This window comes from Kitasatospora sp. NPDC051914 (assembly GCF_040680995.1).
Classification (GTDB): Bacteria; Actinomycetota; Actinomycetes; order Streptomycetales; family Streptomycetaceae; genus Kitasatospora.
Window position 1 is genome coordinate 1 of record NZ_JBFAXX010000049.1, and the last position, 26,688, is coordinate 26,688.

Genomic DNA, 26,688 nt, shown 5'->3' on the forward strand with positions numbered 1-26,688 from the left:
GGGTCGCGCCGGCCGCTCGTCCGCTATGGGGGCGGGGGGGGCCCCCCCCGTGGGCCCCCCCCCCCGGCCCGTCGGCCGGATGCGGCGTCAGCCGGTGTTGCGCAGGCCTGCGGCGATGCCGTTGACGGTCAGCAGCAGGGCGCGGGCCCGCAGCGGGTCCTCGGTGAGGCCCTTGGCCGCCTCGTCGCGCTGGCGGCGCAGCAGGGCGACCTGCAGGTAGGAGATCGGGTCGAGGTAGGCGTCGCGCACGGCGAAGGTCTGCTTCAGCACCGGGTTGTGGTCGAGGAGTTCGTCCTCGCCGGTGAGGCGCAGCACCTCGCGCAGGGTGAGCTCGTGCTCGGCGGTGATCTGGTCGAAGATGTGGTGCAGGTCGGCCGGCACCAGCTGCTCGACGTAGTGGCGGGCGATCCGCAGGTCGGTCTTGGCCAGCGTCATGGCGACGTTGGACAGGAAGTTGCGGAAGAAGTGCCACTGGCCGTACATCTCGTCCAGCACGTCGCCGAGGCCGGCCGCGCGGGCGGCGGCGAGGCCGGAGCCGACGCCGTACCAGCCGGGGACGATCTGCCGGGACTGCGTCCAGCCGAACACCCACGGGATGGCCCGCAGGCCGTCCAGGCCCGCGCCGGAGTCGGGGCGGCGGGACGGGCGGGAGCCCAGGTGCAGCGAGGCGAGCTGGTCGACCGGGGTGGCCGCGAAGAAGTACTTCGGCAGGTCCTCCTGCTCGACCAGGGCCCGGTAGGCGGTGTGGGCGGCGTCGGAGACCCGGTCCATCGCGGCGTCCCAGCGGGCCAGCTCCTCGGGGGCCTGGCGCGGGGCGGTGTGCAGCGCGGAGGCGGCGAGCGTCGCGGAGATGGTGAGTTCGAGGTTCTCCCGGGCCAGCGACGGCAGCAGGTACTTGTCGGAGATGACCTCGCCCTGCTCGGTCACCTTGATCTCGCCCTCCAGGGTGCCCCAGGGCTGGGCGAGGATCGCCTCGTGCGAGGGGCCGCCGCCGCGGCCGACGGTGCCGCCGCGGCCGTGGAAGAGCCGCAGCCGGATGCCGTAGCGGTGGGCGACGTCGCGCAGCCGGCGCTGGGCACGGTGGATCTCCCACTGGGAGGTGGTGATGCCGCCGAACTTGGAGGAGTCCGAGTAGCCGAGCATGACCTCCTGGATGTCGCCGCGCAGCGACACCAGCAGGCGGTAGGACGGGTCGGAGAGCATCTCGTCCAGGATGCGGTCGGCCTCCTGGAGCTCGTCGGTGGTCTCCAGCAGCGGCACGATGCCGATCTTGGCGATGCCGGCGTGCAGGTCGATCAGGCCGGCCTCGCGGGCCAGCACGGCGGCGGCGAACACGTCGTCGGCGCCCTGGCACATCGAGATGATGTACGACTCGACGATCTCGTCGCCGAACCGCTCGAAGCCCTCGCGGATGGTGTTGAAGACGCCGAGGGTCTTGGCGCCGGCCGCGTCCAGCGGGGCCGGGACGGGCGCGAGCGGGCGGCGGGAGCGGAGCTCCTTGGCGAGCAGCCGCTGGCGGTACTCGCGCGGCATGTCCGCGTAGCGCCAGGCCTCCTCGCCGAGCCGGTCGAAGAGCTGGCCGAGCGCGTGGTGGTGGGCCTCGGCGTGCTCGCGGACGTCCATGGTGGCGAGCTGCAGGCCGAAGGCCTCGATGGTGCGGACGGCGCGGGCGAGCCGGCCGTCGGCGATCAGCCCGCCGCGGTGGGCGCGCAGCGAGTCCTGGATCAGCCGTAGGTCGGCGATCAGCTCGCGGGTGCCGACGTAGTCGCGGCCCTCGACGTGCGCGGTGCCGGAGACCAGGCGGTCCCGGGTGTTCTCCAGCTTGAGGCGCACACAGGTGGCCTTCAGCCGGTACGGCTCCTCGGCGTTCATCCGCTTGTAGCGGGGGCTGAGCTCGGGCAGCGCCTTGAGGTCGGCGTCCAGCGAGGCGAGCAGCTCCTCGCTCGCCCCGGCGAGGCGGACCGAGGTGGAGAGCGAGTTGCGCAGGTCGTCGACGGCGGTGAGGGCGTCCTTGATGCCGTACTCGTGCTGCAGGTTGAGGACGTCCCAGGTGACCTGCGGGGTCACGTTGGGGTTGCCGTCGCGGTCGCCGCCGATCCAGGTGCCGAAGGTCAGCGGGCGCACGCCCTCGGGCAGCGAGAGGCCCACCCGGGCGAGCTCCTCGTGCAGCTCCTCCAGCACCTCCGGGACGGCGTCGCGGTACAGCTCGTCCAGGTAGTAGACGGCGTTGCGGGCCTCGTCGGTGGGCTCGGGGCGGGCGATGCGCAGCTCGTCGGTCTGCCAGAGCAGGTCGATGACCTCGGCGAGCCGGCGGTCGGCCTGGCGCTTCGCCGAGGAGTGCCGGACGGGGTCGGCCTCGGACAGCCCGGAGGCGACGTGCTCGCGGTGGATGCGCTCCAGCAGCTCCCCGATCCGGCGCAGCTTGTTGAGGACGCTGCGGCGGGCGGCCTCGGTGGGGTGCGCGGTGAAGACCGGCCGGACCGCCAGGTGCGCCAGGGTGTCCTGGAGGTGCTTGGGGTCGGCGTCGGCCAGCTGGTCGGCGGTCTGCGCCAGCAGCGAGCCCTCGCGGGAGCGGCGGGTGGCGAACTCGCGACCGCGGTGGACCTGCTCGGTCACGTTCGCGAGGTGGAAGTAGGTGGAGAAGGCGCGGACGAGCTTGCCTGCGGTCTCCAGGTCGATGCCGCCGAGCAGTTCGGCGGTGGCCTCGCCGTCGGTGCGGCTGAGCAGGCGGACCTGCTCCACCAGGCCGAGCAGCTCGGGGCCCTCCTGCCGGACCAGTGTCTCGCCGAGCAGGTCACCGAGGCGCCGGATGTCCGCGCGCAGGGCGGCGTTGTCGGCCTCGGGGCTCGCGGATGTGGTGTCCGCCGGGGCGGGGACCGGAGCGGTCACGGCTTTCTCCCTGTGGTGGTGGGGGTTCGGCAACGGCTCTCATCACCTTTGTAGTGGCGATGCGTGCGGACCGCGCTGTCCGACGCGAACAGCATAGGTGGCACCGGGTGCCGCGTCCGAGAAGTGGCCGGATGGCGGACAGTGCGGCACCTGCGGAGGCCGTAACGGAACTCGCTGGGGACGGTCCGAGGAGCGGCCTTACGCTGTCCCCCATGAGCAAGTCGCCGGAGGGGGGCGGGCCGGTCCACACCCTGGGGTGGTGGCCCCGGCGCCGCAGTGCGCTGCTGGACGTGGGGCTGGCCGGCCTGGCCGCTCTGGAGTGCGCGGCAGGCGCGTACGGCATGGTGGGGGACCGGCTGCACCTGGGGGCACCGCTCGCGGTGGTGTCGGCGGTGCTCGGCGCACTGGCCGGCGCGACGCTGGTGGTGCGGCGGCGGTGGCCGGCCGTGCCCGTACTGGTGGCGCTGGTGTTCGTGCCCGGGCTGTTCGGCATGGTCCTGCTGGTGGTGTCGCTGTACACCCTGGCCGCGACCTGGGAGTGGCCCTCGCGCCGCCGCCGGGTGGTGGCGCTCTCCGCGCTCGCCCTCGCCGAGACCTTCGGCATGGCGCTGGTGTACGTGCTCGCGCCCTCCCAGGTGCCGGCCGAGGAACTGCCGCCGACCTGGGTGTTCGTGCTGCTGGCCGGCCTGGTGGCGGTCGGCCTGACCGTGCCGCCGGTGGTGACCGGCCTGTACGTGGGCGCCCGCCGCCGGCTGGTGGAGTCCCTCGAGGACCGGGCGCACGGCCTGGAGGCCGAACTCGACCTGCTCGCCGAACAGGCCAGCGAACGGGCCCGGCGCGCCCGCCTGGAGGAACGCACCCGGATCGCCCGCGAGATGCACGACGTGGTCGCCCACCGGGTCAGCCTGATGGTGGTGCACGCCGGCGCCCTGGAGCGGATCATCACCAAGGACCCGGAGAAGGCGCAGGCCAGCGCCAAGCTGATGGGCGAGGTCGGCCGGCAGGCGCTGGACGAGCTGCGCGAGATCCTCGGCGTGCTGCGGATGGCCGAGCCGGCCGCGGCGGCCGAGACGGCGGGCGGGCTCGCCGAGGTCCCCGGGCTGGTCGAGCAGTCCCGGGCGGCCGGGATGGCGGTGTCCCTGACCGTCAGCGGCGACCACCGCCGGTACCGCGGGGACGCCGAACAGACCGCGTACCGGGTGGTCCAGGAGGGCCTCACCAACGCGCACAAGCACGCCGGCGGGGCACGGGTGGTGGTGCTGCTCGCCTACGTGCCGAACGGGGTCCGGGTCGCCGTGGTCAACGACTGCCCGGGCGGGGCCGAGCCGGTGCGGCTGCCGAGCGGCGGCAACGGGCTGGTCGGCATGCGGGAGCGCGTCCTGGCGCTGGGCGGCAGCTTCGACGCCGGCCCGGAACCGGACGGCGGTTTCCGCGTCGAGGCGGTGCTGCCCTCACGCCTGGCGGTGCCCTCGGAACGGCTCGCCTAGGAGCCCCGCGTCTCCGGTGATCCCCCGCTCAGGCGGCCTTCAGCAGGCGGTCGGCGGGTTTCGGGTGGACCAGCGGGGTGAACAGACGGGTCGCGAGCGGCAGGGCGAGGGTGACGGCGAGGGCCAGGGCGAAGGAGCCGAGCAGGGGCAGGGCCGTCCAGGCGTGGTGGAGGGCCCGGGCGTGGTAGACGCCGGAGGCCTGGACGAGTTTCAGCGGCAGCCCGTGCAGCAGGTAGACGTGGAGCGAGGCCGCGCCGAGTGCCGTCCAGCGGGTGCGGCCCTCGGGCAGCAGTGCCAGGAACGCCGCGCCGGCGGCCAGCGACAGCAGGCCGAGGGCGGCCCTGACCGCCAGCCACACCGGGTACGGCACGTGCAGCTGGGCCGCGCTGTCGGTGTACTCCACCCAGCCCGGGTTCAGCAGCTTCGGCGCGGCGAGCCACAGCACGGCGAAGACCGCGGCCAGTACCACCGGGGCCCAGCCCCGGACGGCGGGCCTGCGCAGCAGGGCGACGTGGTGCGGCCGCAGGACCAGCCCCAGCACGAACCACGGCAGGAACGCCAGGGTGCGGCTGAGCGCCAGCTCGGCCGGCAGCGCCTGGACGGCGCCCGAACCCGCGGCGGCCAGCAGGGCGACCGCCAGGGGGTGCCGCAGCGCCGTCCACACGGGCACCGTCAGCCGCCAGACGAACAGCGACAGCAGGAACCAGGTCAGCCAGCGCGGCTCCAGCAGGGAGAACGGGGCCGCGCGCCGTTCCAGCACCATGCCGACCACGTTGTAGAGCACCTGGAAGACCAGGTAGGGCACGGCGACCCCGGTCACCAGGCGGCGTCCGTCGACCGCCGGCCGGCCCGGCCGGGGCTGCGCGAACCAGCCGCAGAGGGTCACGAACACCGGCATCGCGAAGGCGGCGACGGTGAGCACCGCGGCGGCGATCGTGCGGTCCGCGCCGACCAGCGGCATCCAGGTGTGGGCGCACACCACCAGCGCCACCGCCGCGAACTTGGCGTTGTCGAAGAGCGGCAGCCGTGCGGGTGCCGCCGCCCGGTCGTCGGTGCGGGAAGCGCCGGCGGGTGCCGTCCCGGCGGCGGCCCGGTCGGCGGTGGGGGCGGTGGGGGCGGCGCTCATCGCGGTTCCTCCCGGTGTTCTCCTCGGAATAGCCCCACAGTGTGGCGCCGGGACGCCCGGGGCGGGAGGGGTCGGGGGGAAAGTGCACCGGCCGACGGGAGGTCAGCCGGTGCGGTGGAGGATTCCGGTGGCGCGCCGTCAGACGCCGGCGCGCAGCCGCTCCGGGGCGAGGCCCAGCACGAGGGTGGTGATGGCCTGGTCGACGGTGGCACCGAGGTACCACTCGCCGGTGTGGTCGAGGCTGTAGACCCGGCCGCGTTCGTCGACGGCGAGCAGGGCCTGGCCGTACCGTTCCTCGCCGAGCGGGGCGAGACGGGTGCCGAGGGCCCGGCCGAGGTCGGCCAGGGTGCGCGGCTGGTGCAGGCCGCAGCGCGGGTCGAGCAGGAACGGCGTGCGGGCCAGCACCCGGCCGGCGCCGCCGAGGTCGAAGGCCAGCCCGCCGAACTCGGCCCAGGCCTCGACGGCGGCCGGGAAGACGGAGTGCGGGGTGTCCAGGGGCCCGCCGTGCACGGCGAGCACGTCCGCCCAGGCCTCGGCCTGGCGGATCTCCCAGCGTCCGGGGTGCCAGCCGGCCTGCTTGAGCGCGGCGGCCACGTCGGCGGGGAAGCGCGGTTGGGTGCGTACAGCGGTCGCGTTCAGGGTCTGCTCCGTGGTTCGGGGACAGGGACGGCGGGCATCAGCGGGCGGTGGGCCCGACGGCGACGCTCGCGACGTTCAGGTGGTCCAGCAGGGCCGCGCAGGAACGGCAGGGCGGCGCGTGCGTGCCGTGCGCCGGATCGCCCTCCTCGCGGATGCGGACGGTGGTCAGCCGCGCGCCCTTGAGCGCCTTGCGGGCGTCGTGGAGGCCGAGCGGCTTGCGTGAGGCGCGCTTGGAGCGGGCCCCGTCGACCGTGGCGAGGTACTGGGAGAGCAGCACCGCCTCCGGGCAGCGCCCGGTGAACCGCTCGCGGTGCTCGATGGGCAGGCCGGCGAGGAAGTCCGCGACCAGCGGGTGCAGCAGCGGCACGAGGTCGGCCTTGTCACCGGCCAGCGTGTGCACGTCCCCGTTCTTCAGCGAGAGCGCGGCCGCCACCGCGGGCAGCACGCTGTCCCGCAGGTGGAGCAGGTGCGGCACGGCCTGGGCCGCCGGCTGCTCGGTCGTGACCGGCTCCCGGTCGGCCGTCGGGCTCGCTGCCATGGTTCTCCTCGATCCGCGTTCCGCGCGGTCTCCGGCCGGTGCTCGGTGTGCTGACGGACGGCGGATGCCGACCGCTCCCTCATTGTGGGCCTCCAGACTGTCAAACCCTCCGCAGCGCCGCGGACCCGGGGTGTACGGAGCGTTGCGAACGCCGTCACGGCGCGCCTCGGGTTTGCGGATTCGGACCCCGGGGGCGTACGGCGGCCGGTACCGTTCGAGCAGCGGGGTCACCTGGGCACACCGTGGGGGCGCCGCCGTCCGAAGGGCCGGCGGGGCGATCGTCCGGGGCCGCCGCTCGGACGCGTGGTGCACCGGGGCAGTGACGCTCCGGCACCGGACAAGGGGGGTCTTGTCGATGTCGACGCAGTACGGGCCGGGTCGCGCGCCGGCGCAGGAGGCGCACGAGGCGCCCGGAGAGCACGTCCCCACGCCGGGTGCGCCCGAGGCGGGACCGGCCGGCCGGATCGGGCTGGCCGTGGTCGGCGCCGGGTACTGGGGCCCCAACCTCGTCCGCAACGCCCAGCAGACACCCGCGCTGCAGCTGCACTGGCTGTGCGACCTGGACGAGGAGCGCTCCCGCCGGGTCCTCGGTGAGTACAGCACCGTCCGCACCACCACCTCCTTCGACGAGGTCCTCGCCGACGACCGGGTGCGGGCGGTCGCCGTCGCCACGCCCGCCGCCGCCCACTACAAGCTGGTGCGGGCCGCCCTGGAGGCCGGCCGGCACGTGCTCGTGGAGAAGCCCATCACCACCACGGCCGACGAGGCAGCCGAATTGTGCGAACTGGCCGAGGAACGCGGCCTGGTGCTGATGTGCGACCACACCTTCTGCTACACCCCGGTGGTCCGCCGCATCCGCGAGCTGGTGCACGGCGGCGAGATCGGCGACGTCCAGTTCTTCGACTCGGTGCGGATCAACCTCGGCCTCGTCCAGCCCGACGTGGACGTGCTCTGGGACCTCGCCCCGCACGACCTGTCCATCCTCGACTTCGTCCTGCCGCCCGGCGTGGAGCCGGTCGGCGTCAGTGCCCAGGCCGCCGACCCGATCGGCGCCGGGCGCGCCTGCGTCGCCTACCTGACCGTCCGGCTCAGCAACGGCGCGCTCGCCCACTGCCACGTCAACTGGCTCTCCCCGACCAAGGTCCGCACCACCCTGATCGGCGGCTCCCGCCGCACCCTGGTCTGGGACGACCTCAACCCGCAGGCCCGGCTGGCGATCCACGACCGCGGCGTCGACCTCACCCCGCCCGACGAGCTCACCGACGCCATCCGGCACCGCGCCCTGATCTCCTACCGGGTCGGCGACGTGGTGGCGCCCGCCCTGGTCGAGCAGGAGGCGCTGCGCAACGTCATGGCCGAGTTCGCCGCCGCCGTCGCCGAGGGCCGGGCCCCGCTCACCGACGGCCGCGCCGGCCTGCGCGTGCTGCGCCTGCTGCACGCCGCCTCGCTCAGCCTCGAACTCGGCGGCGCCACCGTGCCCGTCGGTCCGGGCGCCGACACCGCACCGATCCCCGCCCAGCCGACCACTGCTCAGGAGAGGGCCGCCGCCCGATGAACGCCGTCACCGTCGAAGGGTCCCGCTGCCTGGTCACCGGCGGTGCCGGGACCATCGGCTCCACCGTCGTCGACCAGCTGGTCGAGGCCGGCGCCCGCGAGGTCGTCGTGCTCGACAACTTCGTCCGCGGGCGCACGGAGAACCTCGCCCGCGCCCGGCAGCTCGCCGCCCCCGGGCAACTGCGCGTCGTCGACGGCGACATCCGCGACCGGGCCCTGCTGCGCGAGCTCCTCGGCGACGACACCGACCTGCTCTTCCACCTCGCCGCGATCCGGATCACCCAGTGCGCCGCCGAGCCCCGGCTCGCCCTGGAGATCATGGTCGACGGCACCTTCGACGTCATCGAGGCCGCCGCCGAGAAGGGCGTCCGGAAGCTGATCGCCTCCTCCACCGCCTCGGTCTACGGCCTCGCCGACACCTTCCCGACGCCGGAGACCCAGCACCCCTACAACAACGACACCTTCTACGGCGCCGCCAAGGCCTTCAACGAGGGCATGCTGCGCAGCTTCCACGCGATGACCGGGCTGGACTACGTCGCGCTGCGCTACTTCAACGTGTACGGGCCCCGGATGGACGTCCACGGCAAGTACACCGAGGTGTTCATCCGCTGGATGGAGCGGATCAACGCCGGGCAGCCCCCGCTGATCTTCGGCGACGGCGCCCAGACCATGGACTTCGTCTACACCGAGGACATCGCCCGGGCCAACCTGCTGGCCGCCGAGGCCCCGGTCACCGACCGGGTCTACAACATCGCCTCCGCGAGCGAGGTCTCGCTGCGCGGCCTCGCCGACGCCCTGCTCGCCGCCATGGACCGCACCGACCTCGACGTCGAGCACGGCCCGGCCCGCGGCACCGCCGGCGGCGTGGTCCGCCGGCTCGCCGACATCTCCGCCGCCGAGCGGGACCTCGGCTGGAAGCCCGGCCTCGGCCTCGAGGAGGGCCTGCGCCGGCTCGTCGCCTGGTGGCGCGCGCAGTGACCCCGACCGACCCGCGAGCAGTTCGGAGCACCCCCGTGTCCAGTATCCCCGTGGCCGCCATCCCCGTCATGGTGCCGTGGCTCGGCGAGGAGGAGGCCGAGGCCGCCGCCGAGGCCGTCCGCTCCGGCTGGGTCGCCCAGGGCCCCCGGGTGGCCGCCTTCGAGCGGGCCTTCGCCGAGCACCTCGGCGTGCCGCACGCGGTCGCCGTCTCCTCCTGCACCACCGCCCTGCACCTCGCGATGATCGGCGCCGGCGTCGGGCCCGGCGACGAGGTCGTGGTGCCCTCGCTCTCCTTCATCGCCACCGCGAACGCCGTCACCTACGTCGGGGCCGTCCCGGTCTTCGCCGACGTCGACCCCGCCACCGGCAACCTCACCCCGGACACCGTCGCCGCCGTGTTCACCGAACGCACCAAGGCCGTGATCGCCGTCGACCAGGGCGGCGTCCCGGTCGACCTGGACGCGATCCGGGCACTGGTCGAGCCGCGCGGCGCCACCGTCGTCGAGGACGCCGCCTGCGGCGCCGGCTCCGTCTACCGCGGCCGCCCGGTCGGCGCCGGCGCCGAGATCGCCGCCTACTCCTTCCACCCGCGCAAGCTCCTCACCACCGGCGAGGGCGGCATGGTCACCTGCCACGACGCCGAACTCGCCGCCCGCCTGCGCCGGCTGCGCGAGCACGGGATGAGCGTCTCCGCCGCCGACCGGCACAGCGCCTCCGGCGGCGCGGCCGTCGTCGAGACCTACGACGAGATCGGCTTCAACCACCGGATGACCGACATCCAGGCCGCCGTCGGCCTGGTCCAGCTCGGCAAGCTGCCCGCCATGGTCGCCCGGCGGCGCCGACTCGCCGAGCGCTACCGCACCCTGCTCGGCCCGCTCGCCGCACGGCTGGTCGCCGACCCGGCCCACGGCACCGGCAACTACCAGTCCTGCTGGCTGCTGCTGCCCGACGGCGCCCCCGACCGCACCGAGGTGCTCGCCCGGCTCGCCGCCGCCGGCGTCTTTGCCCGGCGCGGCATCATGGCCGCCCACCTGGAGGCCCCGTACAAGGGGACCGCCCGGGTGCCGCTGCCCGCCACCGAGCTGATCACCCACCGCTCGCTGGTCCTGCCGCTGTTCCACACTCTCACCGAGCAGCAGCAGGACACCGTCGCCGCGGCCCTCCGGGAGGCCGTCGGGTGACGTCGATCCGGCACCTCGGGCACGCCGGCTTCGCGGTCGAGCACGCCGGCCTGCGGCTGCTGATCGACCCGTGGTTCCACCCGGCGTTCCTGGACGCCTGGTTCCCGTACCCGGACAACCGGCACCTGCTGCCCGAGGTCCTCGCCGGCCGCTGGGACTTCCTCTACGTCTCGCACGTCCACGAGGACCACTTCGACGAGCGGCTGCTGGCGCAGCTCCCGCGGGACACCACCGTGCTCGTCCCGCGCTACCGCACCCGCTCGCTGCAGCGCCGGCTCGCCGCGCTCGGTTTCACCCGGCAGGTGCTGCTCGGCCACCGGGAGACCCACCGGCTCGGCCCCGACGCCACCGCCACCATGCTGCTCGACACCAGCCACAAGGAGGACAGCGGCCTGCTGCTCGACCTCGGGGGTCTGCGCTTCCTCGACCTCAACGACTGCAACCCGCCGCTGTCCGACCTGCCCGACGGCGTCGACCTGCTGGCCGCCCAGTACTCCGGCGCCATGTGGTACCCCAACGCCTACGACTACCCGCCGGCGGTGATGGCCGAGAAGACCGCCGCCGTCCGCGCCGGCCTGATGGACAGCCTGGTCCGCAAGGTCCGCCTCACCGGCGCCCGCAGCTACCTGCCCTCCGCCGGGCCCGCCTGCTTCCTCGACCCCGAGCTCGACCGCTTCAACGACCGCGAGCGGACGATCTTCCCGCACTGGGAGGACGTCGCCGCCGACTTCGCCGCCGCCTGCCCCGGCACCGCCGTCGTCCGCACGGCCCCCGGCGACACCGTCCCCGGCGACACCGTCGACGGCCCCGTCCCGCCCGGCCGCTGGCTCACCGACCCGGCCGGCTACCTCGCCGACTACCGCGAACGCCGCCGCGGCGAATGGCAGGCCTACCACCACGGCGCCGCCGAACCGCCCACCGCCGCCGAGGTCGACGCCCACTTCGACCGCCTCCGCCGGCTCAACCGCCCGCTGCTCGCCGACTACCGCGCAGGACTCGCCCTGGAGGCCGGCGGCGAAGCCTGGCGCATACCCCTCGGCGACCTCGCCGCCCGGGCCGACCTGGAGGACGAGCCGGTCGACCCGGCCTACACCATCCGCGTCCCGCCGCGCGCCCTGCGGGCCGTCCTCGACGGCAGGGCCGGCTGGGAGGAGGCCCTGCTCTCCATGCGCCTCGCCCTGCACCGCGACCCGGACGTCTTCGACCTCACCCTGCTCTCCCTGCTGCGCTACGGCCACCGGCCCGCCCAGACCCGCCGGCTGGTCCGCGAGCGCGGGGCCCGCGACGAGACCGTCCGGCGCGACGGCCTCGTCCTGCAGCGCTGGTGCCCGCACGCCGGCGAGGACCTGAGCCACGCCCTGATCGCCGACGGAGTCGTCGAGTGCCCCCGCCACCACTGGCGCTGGAGCACCGAGACCGGCGCCTGTCTCTCCGGCGGCAGCCTCCCGCTGCGCGTCGGACCCGAGCCCGCCGCATCCGGGCCCGCACCGCCGACCGAGCCCGTGCCCGTGCCCGCACTGTCCACCGAACCCGCCGAGGGGCGTATCCCATGACCGACATCCCGCTCGTCGACCTGCACGCCGCCCACGCAGAGGTCGCCGAGGAGGTCCGCACGGGCTTCGACGCCGTGCTCACGAGCGGCGCCTACATCAAGGGCCCCGACGTGGCCGCCTTCGAGGCCGAGTACGCCGCCTTCTCCGGCGTGAGGCACACGGTCGGCACCGCCAACGGCACCGACGCCCTCGAACTCGCCCTGCGCGCCCTCGACCTGCCGCCCGGCGGCGGCGCCGTGCTGCCCGCCAACACCTTCGTCGCCACCGCCGAGGCCGTCGTCCGCGCCGGACTGCGGCCCGTCCTGGTCGACGTCGACCCCGAGCACCTGCTCATCGACCCGGCCGCGGCCGCCGACGCGCTGCCCGGCGCAGCCGTGCTGGTGCCCGTCCACCTCAACGGCCAACTCGCCCCCATGGCACCGCTGCTGGAGATCGCCGACGGCCTCCCGGTGGTCGAGGACGCCGCACAGTCCCAGGGCGCCCGGCAGGACGGCCGCGCCTCCGGCTCCTGGGGCCGGATCGCAGCCACCAGCTTCTACCCCGGCAAGAACCTCGGCGCCTACGGCGACGCCGGCGCCGTCACCACCGACGACGACGAACTCGCCGCCGCCGTCCGGCTGATCGGCGACCACGGCTCCGGCCGCAAGTACGTCCACGAGCGGTTCGGCTTCAACTCCCGGATGGACACCCTGCAGGCCGTCGTGCTGCGCGCCAAGCTGCGCCGGCTGCCCGCCTGGAACGAGGCCCGCCGCGCCGCCGCCGCCCGCTACGACGAGCTGCTCGGCGGCCTCGACGGCGTCGTCCTGCCGCGCACCCTGCCCGGCAACGAGCACGTCTGGCACCTGTACGCCGTCCGGGTGGAGCGCGGGCGCGACGCCGTCCTCGCCGACCTGCACGCGGCCGGGATCGGTGCCGGGGTGCACTACCCGGTGCCCGTCCACCTGCAGCCCGCCTTCCGCGGCCTCGGGCACGCCGAGGGCGCCTTCCCGGTCGCCGAGAAGGCCGCGGAACAGCTGCTCACCCTGCCGCTCTTCCCGCAGATCACCGAGGGCCAGCAGACCCGGGTGGCGGAGGTCCTGGCCAAGGCAGTCCGCCGCTGACGGCCCGGCGGCGGCCCTTTGCGGCGGCCCGGCCGGTACGGGAGTGACGCCCCTGGTCTCCAGGGGTGTCCCTTCCCCTACGCTGGTGCCCGCAACAGTGCAGCAGCCAGTGGGGGAGCCCTGATGACGACAGGTCGGCCCGGCGCCGCCGCCGCGCCCAACTCGGCGTACGCGGGCCAGGTGGTGCAGTTCCCGGACCCGATCCGGGCCGAGAAGCACCCGGCCGGTGTCCGCGTGGACGAATACGGCTTCCCGGACTTCGGGCCGTACGCCGCCGCGGCCGCCGAGGTCGCCGACCCGCCCGAGGGCTTCGGCGTGGACGAACTGAGACTGACCGACTACGTCTCCGCCAACGCCGCCCTCTACACCCAGGGCCACGAGCTCTGGGCCGACCTGCCCACCGCCGTGGCGACCCCGCCCGGCTGGACGTGGCACCACGCGGTCGGGAGGGCCGCGCCCGGCTGGCGGCGGATGGAACTCGTCCCCGTCGAGGTCAAGGCGCTGCTGCGGCACCACGGCGGCCTCGCCCGCTCCTCCGCCGACCACGCCCGCCGCGGCACCCGCCCGCTCCAGGAGCGCCGGCCGGTCCACTTCCCGCTGGCCATGGACGGCGGCGACCCGGTGACCGTCTCCGAGGACCTGGTGCAGCGCGCCGAACAGCGCCTCGGCCACCCGCTGCCCGGCGCCTACCGCAGCTTCCTCAAGGTCGCCGGCGGGCGCGGCCCGGCGGGCGTCGCCCTGGACGTCGACTGCGGCATGCTCCTCGACCAGCCGTTCCTGACGCTGAGTGAGGAGTACGGCGTGCACGACCTGGTGTACGCCAACAAGTGCCTGCGCGACCACCTCACCAAGGACTACCTGGGCATCGCGTACGTCCAGGGCGGCGTGCTCGCGATCAAGGTGCGCGGCGAGCGGACGGGTTCGGTCTGGTTCTGCCCGTACGACGACGCGCGCGACAGCGGCGGCGCCGAGCCGCCGGAGGAGAGGGTGGCGCGGCTGCTGCTGCCCTGCGGGGAGAGCTTCGACGCGTTCCTGCTCCGGCTGGCGGGCAGCCCGCCCGAGCTGGAGACGGTCGCGGAGCTGATGGTGGACGGCGGGTTCGCCCGGGCCGTCCCGGTGAACTGAGCAACGGAGGGGTGAGCCGGGCGTGGTGACGTACGCGCAGGCGCAGGAGATCGCCGAGGACTGGATCAACGCCGGCGTGCCGCGCTCCGGGCAGCGCGAGGTACGGGTGCGGGAGTTCGACCTGGGCTTCGTCTGCTGGGCGGTGGAGAAGGCCGACGACGAGCCGTCGGACGGCAGCGAGGTGCGACTGGTGATCGCCCGGGACAGCGGGGCGAGCACGCTCTGGCCGCCGCTGCCCGTCAACGAGGTGGTCCGCCAGTACGAGGAGGCCTACGGGGGCCGTACGGAGCCCAACCCGGCGGGCGCGGCCCGCCCGGTGCCCGGCGCCGTCGAGGCGACCTCCTTCCTGCTCAGTCCCCCGCAGTGGCTGCAGGAGGCGGGTGCCGCGGCGATCGCCGCCGAGAACGCCCGGCTCGGCACGCCCGACGGCGGGACGTCCGGGGGCGGGGCGCCCGCCGCCGAACCCGCGGCCGCCCCGGCGCTGCAGACCATGCCGCCCGTCTCCGACCGGCCGGCCGGCGACGCGCCCACCATGCTGGCCCCGCCCTCCCGGGCGGACGCCTTCCCCGGCGACCGGGCCGCCGCGCCGCAGGCCCCGCCCGGGTCGGAGGGCCTGACCGTGCCGATGCCCGTCCCGGCTCCGGCCGGCTCGGAGGGGCTCACCGTGCCCATGCCGGTCGGTGCCCCGCCGGCCGCCACCGTGGCGATGCCCGAGGGCTTCGCCTTCGACGCGCCGCCCGCCGCGGCGCCCCCGATGCCGCCGGCGCCGCCGACCGCGCCGCCGCCGTTCCCCGGCCCGGGCACGCCCTCGGCCGGCACGCCCGTCCCGCCGCCGGCCGTCGAGCACGCCCCGACCATGCTGGCCACCCCCGGCCAGGTGCCCCCGCCACCGCCCGGCCCCGCTGCGCCCGGCCCGGCCATCGAGTACGCCCCGACCATGCTGGCCTCCGACGGCCCGCCCGGACTGATGGGCCTGCCCGGTGCGCCCGGCCCCGCCGCGCCCGGGGTGCAGCTCGGCCGTTCCGGCCCGTCCACCCCGCCGCCGCCCCCGCCCGCGGAGCTGCGCGGCGGCGCGGGCGGTCCGGGCTCGGCCGCGGGCACCGGTCGTTCGGCCCCGTCGGCCCCGCCGCCGCCCCCGCCCGCCGAGCTGCGCGGCGACGCCGGCCCGGCCGCGGGCGCAGCCGGCCGATCCGCGCCGAGCACGCCGCCCCCGCCCGCCCCGGCCTCCCTCGCCCAGGGCGGCCCGGCGGCCCCGTCGCCCGCCCCGGCCGCACCCGACGCGGCAGGTGTGGCGTACGCCGCCACCCAGCTGGCGCACGCCGTGGACCTGCCCGGCGGCCCCGGCGGCCCGGGTGCGCCCGCGGCACCGGCGCCCGGCCCGGCGATGCCCCCGCCGCCGGTCGGCATGGCCCCCGTCCCGGGCCCGCCGCCGCCCGGCTACGGCTACCCGGGGGCCGGTCCGGTCAACGCCCCGCCCGCGATGCCCGCCCCGGCGCCGCAGGCCGCACCCGTGGCACCGCCGCCGCCCGCCGGCGGCGTCCCCACCATCGGCCCGGGCACCCAGGCCGTGATCAGCTACCGCCGCCCCGACGGCTCCGAGCAGTCGCTGGTCATGGCCAGCGAGCCCGGCACCCCGCACCCGGAGTGGAAGGCCCTGCAGGAGATGCGCCGCCTCGGCGTGCCGCCGGACCAGGTCCTGGAGTTCCACACCGAGCTGGAGCTGTGCGACCTGCCGGGCGGCTACTGCGCCCGGATGGTGAAGTCCTCCTGGCCGAACGTGCGGATCACCCACACCGTCCCGTACGGCCGCGACCGGCAGGCCCGGCAGGGCGGCATGGCGATGCTGCTCGACCATCTGGACCAGCTGCACCAGCTGGCCGCGGCCCCCAAGCGGCCCCGGCCGGTGCAGGCGCCGCTGCCGCCGCCGGGCACCGTCCCGCAGCTGCCGCCGCTCGCGCCCCAGCAGCTGGCGGGCGAGCTCGGCCAGGTCTTCGGGCCCGCGGTGTTCCGCTTCGAGCAGCGCGCGGTCTCCCGCCAGGGCGTGCCCGAGGCGGTCGCCCAGACGCTGATGTGGGCCGGCCTGCCGCGCGAGTTCCCGCCGTTCTTCTGGGCACAGGCGCAGGAGGGCCGGCCGATCCCGACGCTCGCCGAGCTCGCCGCCGAGCGCGGCCGCCCGGCCGCCCCGGACTTCGGCGGCTACCTGGTGCTCGGCAACGACTACGGCCGGCAGCTGTGCGTGCAGTACGGCACCGCAGCGGTGGTCGCGGTCGACCTGGAGGGAACCGGCGAGCCGCCGCGCTTCGTCAACACCGGCGTGCCGGAGTTCGTCCGCAGCCTCGCCGTCCTCGGCCGGATGTGGCGGCTCAGGTACGGCCTGACGCCGGAGCAGGCCGGCCGCTGGACGACCGACCTGCAGGCCCAGCTGCTGGCGGTCGACCCGGCGGCGCTGCACACCCCCGAGGGCTGGTGGGCGGTGCTCCTGGAGCAGTTCTGGGACGGTCTGATGTAGCGGACCGGGGGCGGGCCGCGGGGCCCGCCCCCGGCCTCGCCTTGTTGGGCTTTCGACCGTATCTGCGCAAAATAGGTCAAGTGGGCGCCCACTGGGACGCCCTCGAACGGACACACACCCAAGCACGAGGGGAAGAGCCGATGAGCGATGCCGTCTCCCAGCACGGCTTCACGGTTGCCCGCCGCGGCTACGCCACGGAGCAGGTCGACGCGACCCTCCGGGCGCTGACCGCCGACCGCGACGAGGCATGGGAGCGGCTCAGCGTGCTCGGGTCGGGCCTGCGTGAGATGGAGAAGCGGCTCGCCGACATCCGCCAGGCCAAGGAGGACGCCCCCGAGCCCGACTACGGCCGGCTCAGCGCCCAGGCCGGCGCCCTCATGCTGATCGCCGAGAACGAGGCCGCCGCCGTCCGGGACAACGCCGCCCGCGACGCCGAGCAGGCCAAGGCGGACGCCGAGCAGGCCGGCCGGGCCGCCGCCCGCTCCGCCGAGACGTACTCCGCCACCGTCCGCGGCGAGGCCGAGCAGGCCGCCCGCGAGACCGAGGACCGCAGCCGCGCCGAGGCCGAGTCGCTGATCGCCCACGCGGAGCAGGACGCCCGGACCACCCGCGACACCGCCACCGCCGACGCCGCCCGCACCCGGGTCGCCGCCGCGGAGGCGGAGGAGCGCGCCGAGGCCAAGCTGGCCGAGCTGCGCCGCCGCTCCGACGAGATGTTCGCCGAGGCCGAGGCGGAGGCGGACGCCGCGGAGGCGAAGATCACCGCCGGTGCCGAACGCCGGCTGCGGGAGGCCGAGCAGCACCGCGAGGCCGTCCTCGCCGAGATCCGCACCATCGAGGGCAACGCCCAGAAGCGGGCCGAGGAGGTGCTCTCCGCCGCCCGGCGCAAGGCCGAGAACATCCGCTCGAACAGCGAGAGCGACCAGGCCGACTTCGCCGACCGGCACGCCGAGATGCAGGAGCGCCTCGACACCGTCAAGAAGACGCTGGCCGAGCTCACCGGCACGGCCCTCGGCAGCATCGAGCCCGGCAGCCGCCCCGCCGCCCTGGAGGCCGCGGCCAAGGACGCCAACGAGCCCGAGCTCACCCTCGACCTGCTGCTGAAGAAGCCGGCGGCCGAGCCCGCCGCCCCGGCCGCCGAGGAGGCCGCCCCCGCTGAGGCAGCCCCGGCCGCCGACACGAAGGCCGAGCCCGAGGCCGAGCCGAAGATCGTCCCCAAGATCGTCATCGTGGACGACGGCATCGACCACGACACCCGCCCCAACCGCGTCACCCGCCGAGGCTGACCGCCCCCGCGTCGTTCGGGACTACAGCACCTCGACCGCCGCCCCCGTCAGCCGGCGGCGGCAGTCCAGGACGTAGCGGGCGTGGGCGGTGATGCCCTCGTAGTCGAACTCGTCGTGGTCGGCCAGCAGGACCACGGCGTCGGCCGCGGCCAGTTCCTCGGGGGTGGCCTCGACGCGGTGGACGGTGGCCAGCGGGTCGCCCTCGTGGTCGGGTGCGGCGACGCGCTGGCCGGGGACGGTGGGCTCGGCGACGTGGACGCCGGCGACCACGTGCGGGTCGGCGGCGCGGACCTCGGCGCCCATCCTGGTCAGCAGTTCGACGACCCGGGCGGCGGGGGTCTCGCGGGCGTCGCCGGTGTTCGCCTTGTAGGCGAGGCCGAGGACGAGGACCCGGGAGCCGTTGACCGAGCGCTGCCGGTCGTTGAGCGCCTCGGTGAGCCGCCGCACCACGTAGTCGGGCATGTGGCTGTTGACGTCGTTGGCCAGCTCGACGAAGCGGAACGACCGGCCGAGGGCGCGCTCCACCCGCCAGGACAGGTAGGAGGGGTCGATCGGCAGGCAGTGCCCGCCGACGCCCGGGCCCGGGGTGAACCGCAGGTAGCCGAAGGGCTTGGTGGAGGCCGCGTCGATGGCCTCCCAGACGTCGATGCCGAGGTCGTGGGCGAACATCGCCAGCTCGTTGACCAGCGCGATGTTCACGTGCCGGAAGGTGTTCTCCAGCAGCTTGGTCAGCTCGGCCTCCTTGCAGGAGGAGACCGGCACGGTGCGCTCCACCAGCTGCCCGTAGAAGGCGTCGACCGCCGCCAGGCCCTCGGGCGTGGTGCCGGAGACCACCTTCGGGGTGTTCTCCAGCTTCCACTGCGGGTTGCCGGGGTCGATCCGCTCGGGGGAGTAGCCGAGGTGGAAGTCGGCGCCGGCCCGCAGCCCGGAGCCCTGCTCCAGCAGCGGGGCGAGCAGCTCCTCGGTGGTGCCGGGGTAGGTGGTGGACTCCAGGACGACGGTGGCGCCGGGCCGCAGGTGGCTCGCGAGCAGCCGGGCGGAGGCCTCGATGTAGGAGAGGTCGGGGACGCCGTCGCGCAGCGGGGTGGGCACGGTGATCACGGCGATGTCGAAGCCGGCGACGTCCGCCGGGTCGGCCGAGGGCAGGTAGGCGCCGCTGTCGAGCAGGGGCTGCAGCCGCCCGCCGGGGATGTCCTCCACGTACGACTCGCCGACCGCGAGCCGCTTGATGCGCCGCTCGTCGACGTCGTACCCGACCACCGAGTGCCCGACCTCGGCGGCCCGGACGGCCAGCGGCAGGCCGACGTAGCCCTGCCCTGCGATGACCACGCGCATGACGAAGTACCCCCTCCATCGCGGCGGTGCGCACACCCCCTGCGGGGCGGGCCCACACCTTCTTCACACGAGGGTACGGAGACCGGACCCGCGTGCGGGCGGCTTCGCGCAAACGCGTGCGGTCCGGTACGGGCGGGCCGTCCACGGTCCGTACACCGCCGGAAAGGGCGGGGCCGGGGCCGGGAAAGGGCGGGGCTCCCGGGGCCGGAAAGGGCGAGGCCCGGGCCGCCCCTCACAGGCTGCCCGGGCCTCCACAACTGCCGGCCGCCCCCACCCAGGGCCGTCCGGCCTTCGCACTCCCGACCCCCATCGGGCTGCGACGGCGCCGCTGCAGCCATCCCCCACGGTTGGGTGCGGCGGGCACGGCAACCATCCTGCGCGGCGTCCATGGACGGGCAGTGACAGGAGTATGTCGAATTCTTGACGTTCTGCCCTGCTGTGTGCCGTCCGCACCTGTGCGGCACAGGCGTGCACGGGGGTACGGGAGGGCGCTGCGGCGTAGGCTGGACACCCCCGGGGCGTGTCGCGCACCGGGCCGTTCGCGTTGCCCGGACGACCGCTCGCCGGGCCACTCCAGCCGTGGAGCCAAGAAGCATGAGCCTGTCCGGACTGCTCGATGTCGTCGTACGGGACGCCGCCCTCGCCGAGGCGATCGAGGCGGCGGCCACGGGGCACAGGCAGCACCTCGACCTGGTCGGCCCGCCGGCGGCCCGGCCGTTCGCGATCGCGGCGCTGGCCCGGTCGCTGGCGGCGAAGGCCGGCGAGCGCGGCCGTCCCGTCCTGGCCGTGACCGCCACCGGCCGGGAGGCGGAGGACCTCGCGGCGAGCCTGCGTTCGCTGCTGCCCGCCGACGCGGTCGCCGAGTTCCCGGCCTGGGAGACCCTGCCGCACGAGCGGCTGTCGCCGCGCTCCGACACCGTGGGCCGCCGCCTGGCGGTGCTGCGCCGGATCGTCCACCCACGGGCGGACGACGCGGCGGCCGGGCCGGTGCAGGTGATCGTGGCGCCCGTCCGCTCGGTGCTGCAGCCGCAGGTGAAGGGGCTGGCCGAGCTGGAGCCGGTGGCGCTGCAGCGCGGCGAGCAGCACGACCTGGACGCCGTCGCGCACCGGCTGGCCGCGGCCGCCTACGCCCGGGTCGAACTGGTCGAGAAGCGCGGCGATTTCGCCGTGCGCGGCGGCATCCTGGACGTCTTCCCGCCGACCGAGGAGCACCCGCTGCGGGTGGAGTTCTGGGGCGACGACGTCGAGGAGATCCGCTACTTCAAGGTCGCCGACCAGCGTTCGCTGGAGATCGCCGAGTACGGCCTGTGGGCGCCGCCCTGCCGGGAGCTGCTGCTGACCGACGAGGTGCGGGCGCGGGCCGCGGAGCTCGCCGCGCAGCACCCGGGGCTCGCCGAGATCCTGGACAGGATCGCCGAGGGGATCGCGGTCGAGGGCATGGAGTCGCTGGCCCCCGTGCTGGTCGACGACATGGAGCTGCTGCTGGACGTACTGCCGCAGGGCTCGATCGCGGTGGTCTGCGACCCGGAGCGGGTCCGCACCCGGGCGGCCGACCTGGTGGCGACCAGCCAGGAGTTCCTGCAGGCGTCCTGGGTGGCCGCGGCGGCGGGCGGCGACCGGCCGATCGACGTCGAGGAGATCGACGTCTCGGCGGCCTCGCTGTGGTCGCTCGCGGACGTGCGCGAGCACGCCGCGGAGGTCGGGCTGCCCTGGTGGTCGGTCAGCCCGTTCGCCACCAGCGACTCCAGCGTGAGCGAGATCCTCGAATTCGACGCGGACACCCTGACGCTGGGCATGCACGCCGTCGAGGCGTACCGCGGCGACACCGCCCGCGCCATCGCCGACGCCAAGGAGCGGCTGAACGCCGACTGGCGGGTCGTCATGGTGACGGAGGGCCACGGCCCGGCCGCCCGGCTGGCCGAGGTGCTCTCCGGCGAGGGCATTCCCGCCCGGCTGGTCGCCGACCTCGCCGAGGCGCCGACCCGGGACGTCGTGTACGTCTCCTGCGGCTCGATCGAGCACGGCTTCGTCGACGAGGCGCTGAAGCTGACCGTCGTCACCGAGACCGACCTGTCCGGCCAGAAGTCCTCCACCAAGGACATGCGGCGGATGCCGTCCCGCCGCCGCAACGCCATCGACCCGCTGGCGCTGGCGGCCGGCGACTACGTGGTGCACGAGCAGCACGGCGTCGGCAAGTACGTGGAGATGGTGCAGCGCACCGTGCAGGGCGCCACCCGCGAGTACCTGGTGCTGGAGTACGCGCCGGCCAAGCGCGGCCACCCCGGCGACCGGCTGTTCGTGCCGAGCGACCAGCTCGACCAGGTCACCAAGTACGTCGGCGGCGAGGCGCCCACTCTGCACCGGCTCGGCGGCGCGGACTGGGCGAAGACCAAGCAGCGGGCCAAGAAGGCGGTCAAGGAGATCGCCGCCGACCTGATCAAGCTGTACTCGGCGCGGATGGCCGCCCCCGGCCACGCCTTCGGCCCGGACTCCCCGTGGCAGCGCGAGCTGGAGGACGCCTTCCCGTACGCGGAGACGCCCGACCAGCTGACCACCATCGGCGAGGTCAAGGCGGACATGGAGAAGTCCGTCCCGATGGACAGGCTGATCTGCGGCGACGTCGGTTACGGCAAGACCGAGATCGCGGTGCGGGCGGCCTTCAAGGCGGTGCAGGACGGCAAGCAGGTGGCGGTGCTGGTGCCGACCACGCTGCTCGTCCAGCAGCACTTCTCGACCTTCGCCGAGCGGTACGCCAACTTCCCGGTCGTGGTGAAGGCGCTCTCCCGGTTCCAGACCGACGCCGAGGCGAAGGCCGTGCTGGAGGGGCTCTTCGAGGGCTCGGTGGACGTGGTCATCGGCACCCACCGGCTGTTCTCCTCGGAGACCCGCTTCAAGGACCTCGGCCTGGTCATCGTCGACGAGGAGCAGCGCTTCGGCGTCGAGCACAAGGAGCAGCTGAAGAAGCTGCGGGCCAACGTCGACGTGCTGACCATGTCGGCGACACCGATCCCGCGCACCCTGGAGATGGCGGTCACCGGCATCCGCGAGATGTCCACCATCACCACCCCGCCGGAGGAGCGGCACCCGGTGCTGACCTTCGTCGGCCCGTACGACGAGAAGCAGATCGCGGCCGCCGTCCGGCGTGAACTCCTGCGCGAGGGCCAGGTGTTCTACATCCACAACCGGGTCGAGTCGATCGACAAGGCGGCCGCCCGGCTGAAGGACCTCGTCCCCGAGGCGCGGGTCGCCACCGCGCACGGCCAGATGGGCGAGACCCAGCTGGAGAAGGTCGTCGTCGACTTCTGGGAGAAGGAGTTCGACGTCCTGGTGTCGACGACGATCGTGGAGTCCGGCATCGACATCTCCAACGCCAACACCCTGATCGTGGAGCGCGGCGACACCTTCGGCCTCTCCCAGCTGCACCAGCTGCGCGGACGCGTCGGCCGCGGCCGCGAGCGCGGCTACGCCTACATGCTGTACCCGCCGGAGAAGCCGCTCACCGAGACCGCCCACGAGCGCCTCGCCACCATCGCCCAGCACACCGAGATGGGCGCCGGCATGTACGTCGCCATGAAGGACCTGGAGATCCGCGGCGCCGGCAACCTGCTCGGCGGCGAGCAGTCCGGCCACATCGCGGGCGTCGGCTTCGACCTCTACATGCGGATGGTCGGCGAGGCCGTGGCCGAGTTCCGGGAGTCGCTGGAGGGCGGCGGCGAGCCGGAGGAGGAGCCTCTGGAGGTGAAGATCGAGCTGCCGGTCGACGCCCACGTGCCCCACGACTACGCGCCGGGCGAGCGGCTGCGGCTGCAGGCGTACCGCTCGATCGCGGCGGTCAACTCGGAGGAGGACATCGTCCACGTCCGCGAGGAGCTCACCGACCGCTACGGCAAGCTGCCCGAGCCGGTGGAGAACCTGCTGATGGTGGCGGGCCTGAGGCTGTACGCGCGGCGCTGCGGCGTCGGCGACATCACCCTGCAGGGCAACTTCGTCCGCTTCGGCCCGGTGGAGCTCCGCGAGTCGCAGCAGCTGCGACTCAACCGGCTCTACCCGCGCACCCAGGTGAAGGCGGCCACCTCCCAGCTGCTGGTGCCCCGCCCGGTGAGCGGCGGCCGGATCGGCGGCAAGCCGCTGCTCGGCCGCGAACTCCTCGCCTGGAGCACCGAGTTCCTCACCACCATGTTCGACGACCTGGCGGGGGCGCGCAGGTAGCGCCCCCGGCTCCGTCCGGCGGTCTCGGGTCAGGTGCCCGGGGCCGCCCTTTTTCGTTCTCCGTGCGAGTGCTCCGCGACCCGTGGGCCGCGGCCGCGCGGGAGCGGCACCGGTCAGGCGAGCTTCCACTGGCCGGTCTGGTCGGCCATGCCGCTGTCGAGGGTGAACTGGACCTTGTCGAGGACGGCGTCCTTGGGGACCTCGAAGGTCAGGAAGCCGAGGCCGCTCTCGCCGGGGGCGATGTTCACCGAGCCGGAGAAGCCCTGGCCGGCCTTGGTGTCGTAGAGGCTGGTGTCGTACGACTGGCCCTGGTTGTCCAGCAGCTTGGCGCTGTTGGACGGGGCGTCGCTGTAGGCCTTGCCGGTGGCCTTGATCCGGAACTGGACGGCGACGAAGCGCTTGCCGTCGGCCGGCTTGCTGAACTCGTCCTCGCCCTCGGCGTTGTCGACGATCTTGACCACGGTGACGTCGGCGGTGCCGTTCTTCTCGAAGCCCTTGAGCGCGATGGTGTCGCCGACCTTGGCGGGGGCCGGGGCGCCCTGCTTGGCGCCGCCGGAGGCGGCCGGCGCGCTGGAGGCGGGCTTCTTCGCCTCGGTGGAGACCGAGGAGTCGCCGGTGTTGCAGGCGGTGGCGCCGAGCGCGACCAGCGAGGCGGCGAGCAGGGCGGCGGCGGAGCGGCGGACGGTGCTGCGGGCGGCGGTGCTGGCCATGACGTGAACTCCCAAGTGAGTCGGGTGGATTCGCCTCGGCATCCGGCCGTTTCGGCGATGACCCGATCAGACCATGCGACTGTGAACCACGTCAACAGTGATTCGCAAAACCTCTCTGTTCACATGTGAACGAGGCGGGTGGCGCGTGGCTATGCTGGGCGGTCACACGGGCCGCCGGACCGCGGCCACCCGCGGCCACCCGCGGCCGACCCGCGCGCCGCCGTCACCGACCGAGGAGCCCCGATGCCGGACCGTCCCGAGGTGACCGCCGTCGAGATCGCCCGACTGGCCGGCGTCGGCCGGGCCGCCGTCAGCAACTGGCGCCGCCGGCACGCCGACTTCCCCCAGCCCTCCGGCGGCACCGACAGCAGCCCGACCTTCCGGCTCGACCAGGTCGAGGGCTGGTTGCGCGCCCAGGGCAAGATCGCCGAACTGCCGGTGCTGGAGCGTGCCCACCGCCAGCTGGAGACCCTGCGCGAACCGGACGGCCACCCCGCCGCCCCGCTCGTCGCCGCCGGCGCCGTCCTGCTGCTGCTCCACCGCGAGCCGTCCGCCCGGACCGACCTGCGCGACGAACCCGACACCCGGCTCGCCGGCGCGTTGCCCCGGCTGCTGCACCGCACCGCGCACGCCGTCCTCGGCCCCGAGGGCGCCGACCTCCTCGGCCTGCCCGCCCTCGCCGGCGCCACCTTCCTCGACCTCGTCCGGCTGCTCGTCCGCCTCGCCGACGAACACGGCCCGGCCGGCGCGTACGAGCAACTGCTCGCCCGGCACGCCGAGGGCGGGCCCCGGCAGCTCGCCACCACCCCGCCGGAGGCCGCCGCACTCCTCGCCGACCTGGCCGGCCCCTGCGGGAGCGTCCTCGACCCGGCCTGCGGCCTCGGCGCCCTGCTGCTCGCCGCCGGCCCGTCCGCCGCCCGCCACGGCCAGGACCTCGACCCCGTGCACACCGCCCTCGCCCTGCTCCGGCTGGCCCTGCACACCCCGCCCACCGCACCGGCCCCGCTCGCCCTCGCCCTCCGCCCCGGCGACTCGCTGCGCGCCGACGCCCACCCCGGCCTGGCCGCCGACGCCGTGCTCTGCCAGCCGCCGTACAACGAGCGCGACTGGGGCCACGACGAGCTGCAGTACGACTCGCGGTGGCCGAGCGGCCTCGTCCCCGCGCGCGGCGAGTCCGAACTCGCCTGGGTGCTGCACTGCCTGGCGCACACCCGCCCCGGCGGCCTCGCCGCCCTGCTGCTGCCGCCCACCGTCGCCGCACGCCGCGCCGGCCGCCGCATCCGGGCCGAACTCGTCCGCTCCGGCACGCTGCGCGCCGTCGTGGCACTGCCCGCGGGCGCCGCCCCGCCGTACGGCGTCCCGCTGCACCTGTGGCTGCTGCGCCGGCCCCGGCCCGGCGACGACTTCCGCCGGGTGCTGCTGCTGGACGCCGCCGCGGCCCACCCCGCCGCCGAGGGCGGCCGCGACCGGGTCGACTGGCCGGCCCTGCGCCGCACCGTCCTCGACACCTGGCGGGCCTTCGACACCGCCGCCCGGGACGGCGGCCCGCTGCCCGCCGACCGTCCCGGCGTGCACCGCGCCGTGCCCGCCCTCGACCTGCTCGACGACGAGACCGACCTCTCCCCGGCCCGCCACCTGCCCGCCGCCGCCCCGGACGGCGGTGCCGCCGCCCTGCTGCACCTGCAGGCCCGGCTCGCCGAGCTGCTCGCCGGCCCGGCCGACCCGGCCGCCGCCCTGCCCGCCGTCGCCGACGCCCCCGCGCCGGCCGACCCGCCGACGGTGACGGTCGGCGAACTCGCCCGCGCCGGCGCCCTGGAGGTGCACTCCAGCGGCCAGGGGCCCGCCCTGCGGCCGGCCGGTGACGGCCCGTCCGGCATCCCCGTCCTCACCGACCAGGACCTGCTGGCCGGCACCGCCCCGAGCGCCGCCGCGGCGGCCGGCGACACCCCCCTCACCACCCGCCCCGGCGACGTCCTCGCCCCCGCCCTCGGCGGCGGCACCGCCCGCGTCGTCCGGGCCGGCGGCCCGCTTGACGGCGTCGCCCTCGGCCCCCGCCTGCACCTGCTGCGCCCCGACCCGGCCCAGCTCGACCCCGACTTCCTGGCCGGCGTGCTGCGCGCCACCGGCAGCGCCCGCCGCGCCAGCAGCTACGCCTCCACCACCACCCGGCTGGACGTCCGCCGGGTGGAGCTGCCCCGCGTCCCGCCCGGCCGCCAGCGCGAACTCGGCGCGGCCTTCCGGCGGATCGCCGACTTCGAGGCCGCCCTGGACCAGGCCGCCGCCCTCGGCCGCGCCCTCGCCCAGGGCCTCACCGACGGCCTGGCGACGGGCGCGGTGACGGAGCGTTAGGGCGGGCCCGGACGCCCGGGGCGGCCCCGGCCGTGCCCCGGCGAACCGTCCCGGCGGCGCCCGGGCGGCGTCCGGGCGGAAAGGCTCTGCTCCGCCGGGCGGTGTGGCGGTACGGTGTGC

17 protein-coding genes are annotated in these 26,688 nt (G+C 75.3%); 11 read left to right on the forward strand and 6 right to left on the reverse strand.

Annotated elements, in window-relative coordinates; all coding sequences use genetic code 11:
• Positions 1-87: 87 nt before the first annotated feature.
• A complete protein-coding gene (gene ppc / locus AB0M03_RS28000) occupies positions 88-2,889 on the reverse strand; it encodes a phosphoenolpyruvate carboxylase (protein ID WP_363495813.1) in 2,802 nt (933 codons plus the stop codon).
• A 212-nt stretch (positions 2,890-3,101) separates the two neighbouring features.
• Here ppc and AB0M03_RS28005 point away from each other — a divergent pair, with 212 nt between their 5' ends.
• The gene (locus AB0M03_RS28005; RefSeq protein ID WP_363495815.1) at positions 3,102-4,376 is read left to right on the forward strand and encodes a histidine kinase; all 1,275 of its coding nucleotides are present in this window, start codon (positions 3,102-3,104) and stop codon (positions 4,374-4,376) included.
• Between the two features lie 28 nt (positions 4,377-4,404).
• Here AB0M03_RS28005 and AB0M03_RS28010 read toward each other — a convergent pair whose 3' ends face one another.
• From AB0M03_RS28010 to AB0M03_RS28020, 3 genes are all read right to left on the reverse strand, one after another.
• Complete coding sequence (locus AB0M03_RS28010; protein ID WP_363495818.1) at positions 4,405-5,502, reverse strand: hypothetical protein; 1,098 nt, start codon at positions 5,500-5,502, stop codon at positions 4,405-4,407.
• 138 nt (positions 5,503-5,640) lie between these two features.
• Positions 5,641-6,096 (reverse strand): SUKH-3 domain-containing protein, encoded by a 456-nt coding sequence (locus AB0M03_RS28015; protein ID WP_363495821.1) that lies wholly within the window; start codon positions 6,094-6,096, stop codon positions 5,641-5,643.
• Positions 6,097-6,178: 82 nt separating this feature from the next.
• On the reverse strand, positions 6,179-6,679 hold the full coding sequence (locus AB0M03_RS28020) for a YwqJ-related putative deaminase (RefSeq protein ID WP_363495824.1): 501 nt from the start codon (positions 6,677-6,679) through the stop codon (positions 6,179-6,181).
• Positions 6,680-7,034: 355 nt separating this feature from the next.
• Between AB0M03_RS28020 and AB0M03_RS28025 the strand changes: the two genes are divergently transcribed.
• From AB0M03_RS28025 to AB0M03_RS28060, 8 genes are all read left to right on the forward strand, one after another.
• Positions 7,035-8,234, forward strand: coding sequence for a Gfo/Idh/MocA family oxidoreductase (locus tag AB0M03_RS28025; RefSeq protein ID WP_363495827.1), 1,200 nt, complete (start codon positions 7,035-7,037; stop codon positions 8,232-8,234).
• Positions 8,231-9,211 carry an NAD-dependent epimerase/dehydratase family protein gene (locus AB0M03_RS28030; protein WP_363495830.1) on the forward strand — a complete coding sequence of 327 codons (981 nt, stop codon included), beginning with the start codon at positions 8,231-8,233 and terminating at the stop codon, positions 9,209-9,211. Before AB0M03_RS28025 ends, AB0M03_RS28030 begins: the two co-directional genes overlap by 4 nt.
• Before the next feature lie 35 nt (positions 9,212-9,246).
• A complete protein-coding gene (locus AB0M03_RS28035) occupies positions 9,247-10,392 on the forward strand; it encodes a DegT/DnrJ/EryC1/StrS family aminotransferase (protein WP_363495833.1) in 1,146 nt (381 codons plus the stop codon).
• The gene (locus AB0M03_RS28040) at positions 10,389-11,945 is read left to right on the forward strand and encodes a Rieske 2Fe-2S domain-containing protein (protein WP_363495836.1); all 1,557 of its coding nucleotides are present in this window, start codon (positions 10,389-10,391) and stop codon (positions 11,943-11,945) included. Before AB0M03_RS28035 ends, AB0M03_RS28040 begins: the two co-directional genes overlap by 4 nt.
• Entirely contained in the window at positions 11,942-13,045 is a 1,104-nt protein-coding gene (locus AB0M03_RS28045; protein WP_363495839.1) for a DegT/DnrJ/EryC1/StrS family aminotransferase, read from the forward strand. The genes AB0M03_RS28040 and AB0M03_RS28045 overlap by 4 nt, the downstream gene beginning before the upstream one ends.
• Before the next feature lie 123 nt (positions 13,046-13,168).
• Positions 13,169-14,170, forward strand: a complete 1,002-nt coding sequence (locus AB0M03_RS28050; RefSeq protein WP_363495842.1) for an SMI1/KNR4 family protein — start codon at positions 13,169-13,171, stop codon at positions 14,168-14,170.
• 22 nt (positions 14,171-14,192) lie between these two features.
• The gene (locus AB0M03_RS28055) at positions 14,193-16,679 is read left to right on the forward strand and encodes an SUKH-4 family immunity protein (protein ID WP_363495845.1); all 2,487 of its coding nucleotides are present in this window, start codon (positions 14,193-14,195) and stop codon (positions 16,677-16,679) included.
• 140 nt (positions 16,680-16,819) lie between these two features.
• On the forward strand, positions 16,820-17,965 hold the full coding sequence (locus tag AB0M03_RS28060) for a hypothetical protein (protein ID WP_363495848.1): 1,146 nt from the start codon (positions 16,820-16,822) through the stop codon (positions 17,963-17,965).
• A 21-nt stretch (positions 17,966-17,986) separates the two neighbouring features.
• Here AB0M03_RS28060 and AB0M03_RS28065 read toward each other — a convergent pair whose 3' ends face one another.
• Positions 17,987-19,300, reverse strand: a complete 1,314-nt coding sequence (locus AB0M03_RS28065; protein ID WP_363495851.1) for a nucleotide sugar dehydrogenase — start codon at positions 19,298-19,300, stop codon at positions 17,987-17,989.
• A 594-nt stretch (positions 19,301-19,894) separates the two neighbouring features.
• On the opposite strand from AB0M03_RS28065, the gene mfd reads away from it, so the two are divergent.
• Positions 19,895-23,509, forward strand: coding sequence for a transcription-repair coupling factor (gene mfd / locus AB0M03_RS28070; protein WP_363495854.1), 3,615 nt, complete (start codon positions 19,895-19,897; stop codon positions 23,507-23,509).
• A 113-nt stretch (positions 23,510-23,622) separates the two neighbouring features.
• Here mfd and AB0M03_RS28075 read toward each other — a convergent pair whose 3' ends face one another.
• Entirely contained in the window at positions 23,623-24,219 is a 597-nt protein-coding gene (locus AB0M03_RS28075) for a DUF4352 domain-containing protein (RefSeq protein WP_363495857.1), read from the reverse strand.
• Positions 24,220-24,462: 243 nt separating this feature from the next.
• Here AB0M03_RS28075 and AB0M03_RS28080 point away from each other — a divergent pair, with 243 nt between their 5' ends.
• The gene (locus AB0M03_RS28080) at positions 24,463-26,568 is read left to right on the forward strand and encodes an N-6 DNA methylase (RefSeq protein WP_363495860.1); all 2,106 of its coding nucleotides are present in this window, start codon (positions 24,463-24,465) and stop codon (positions 26,566-26,568) included.
• Positions 26,569-26,688: the final 120 nt, after the last annotated feature.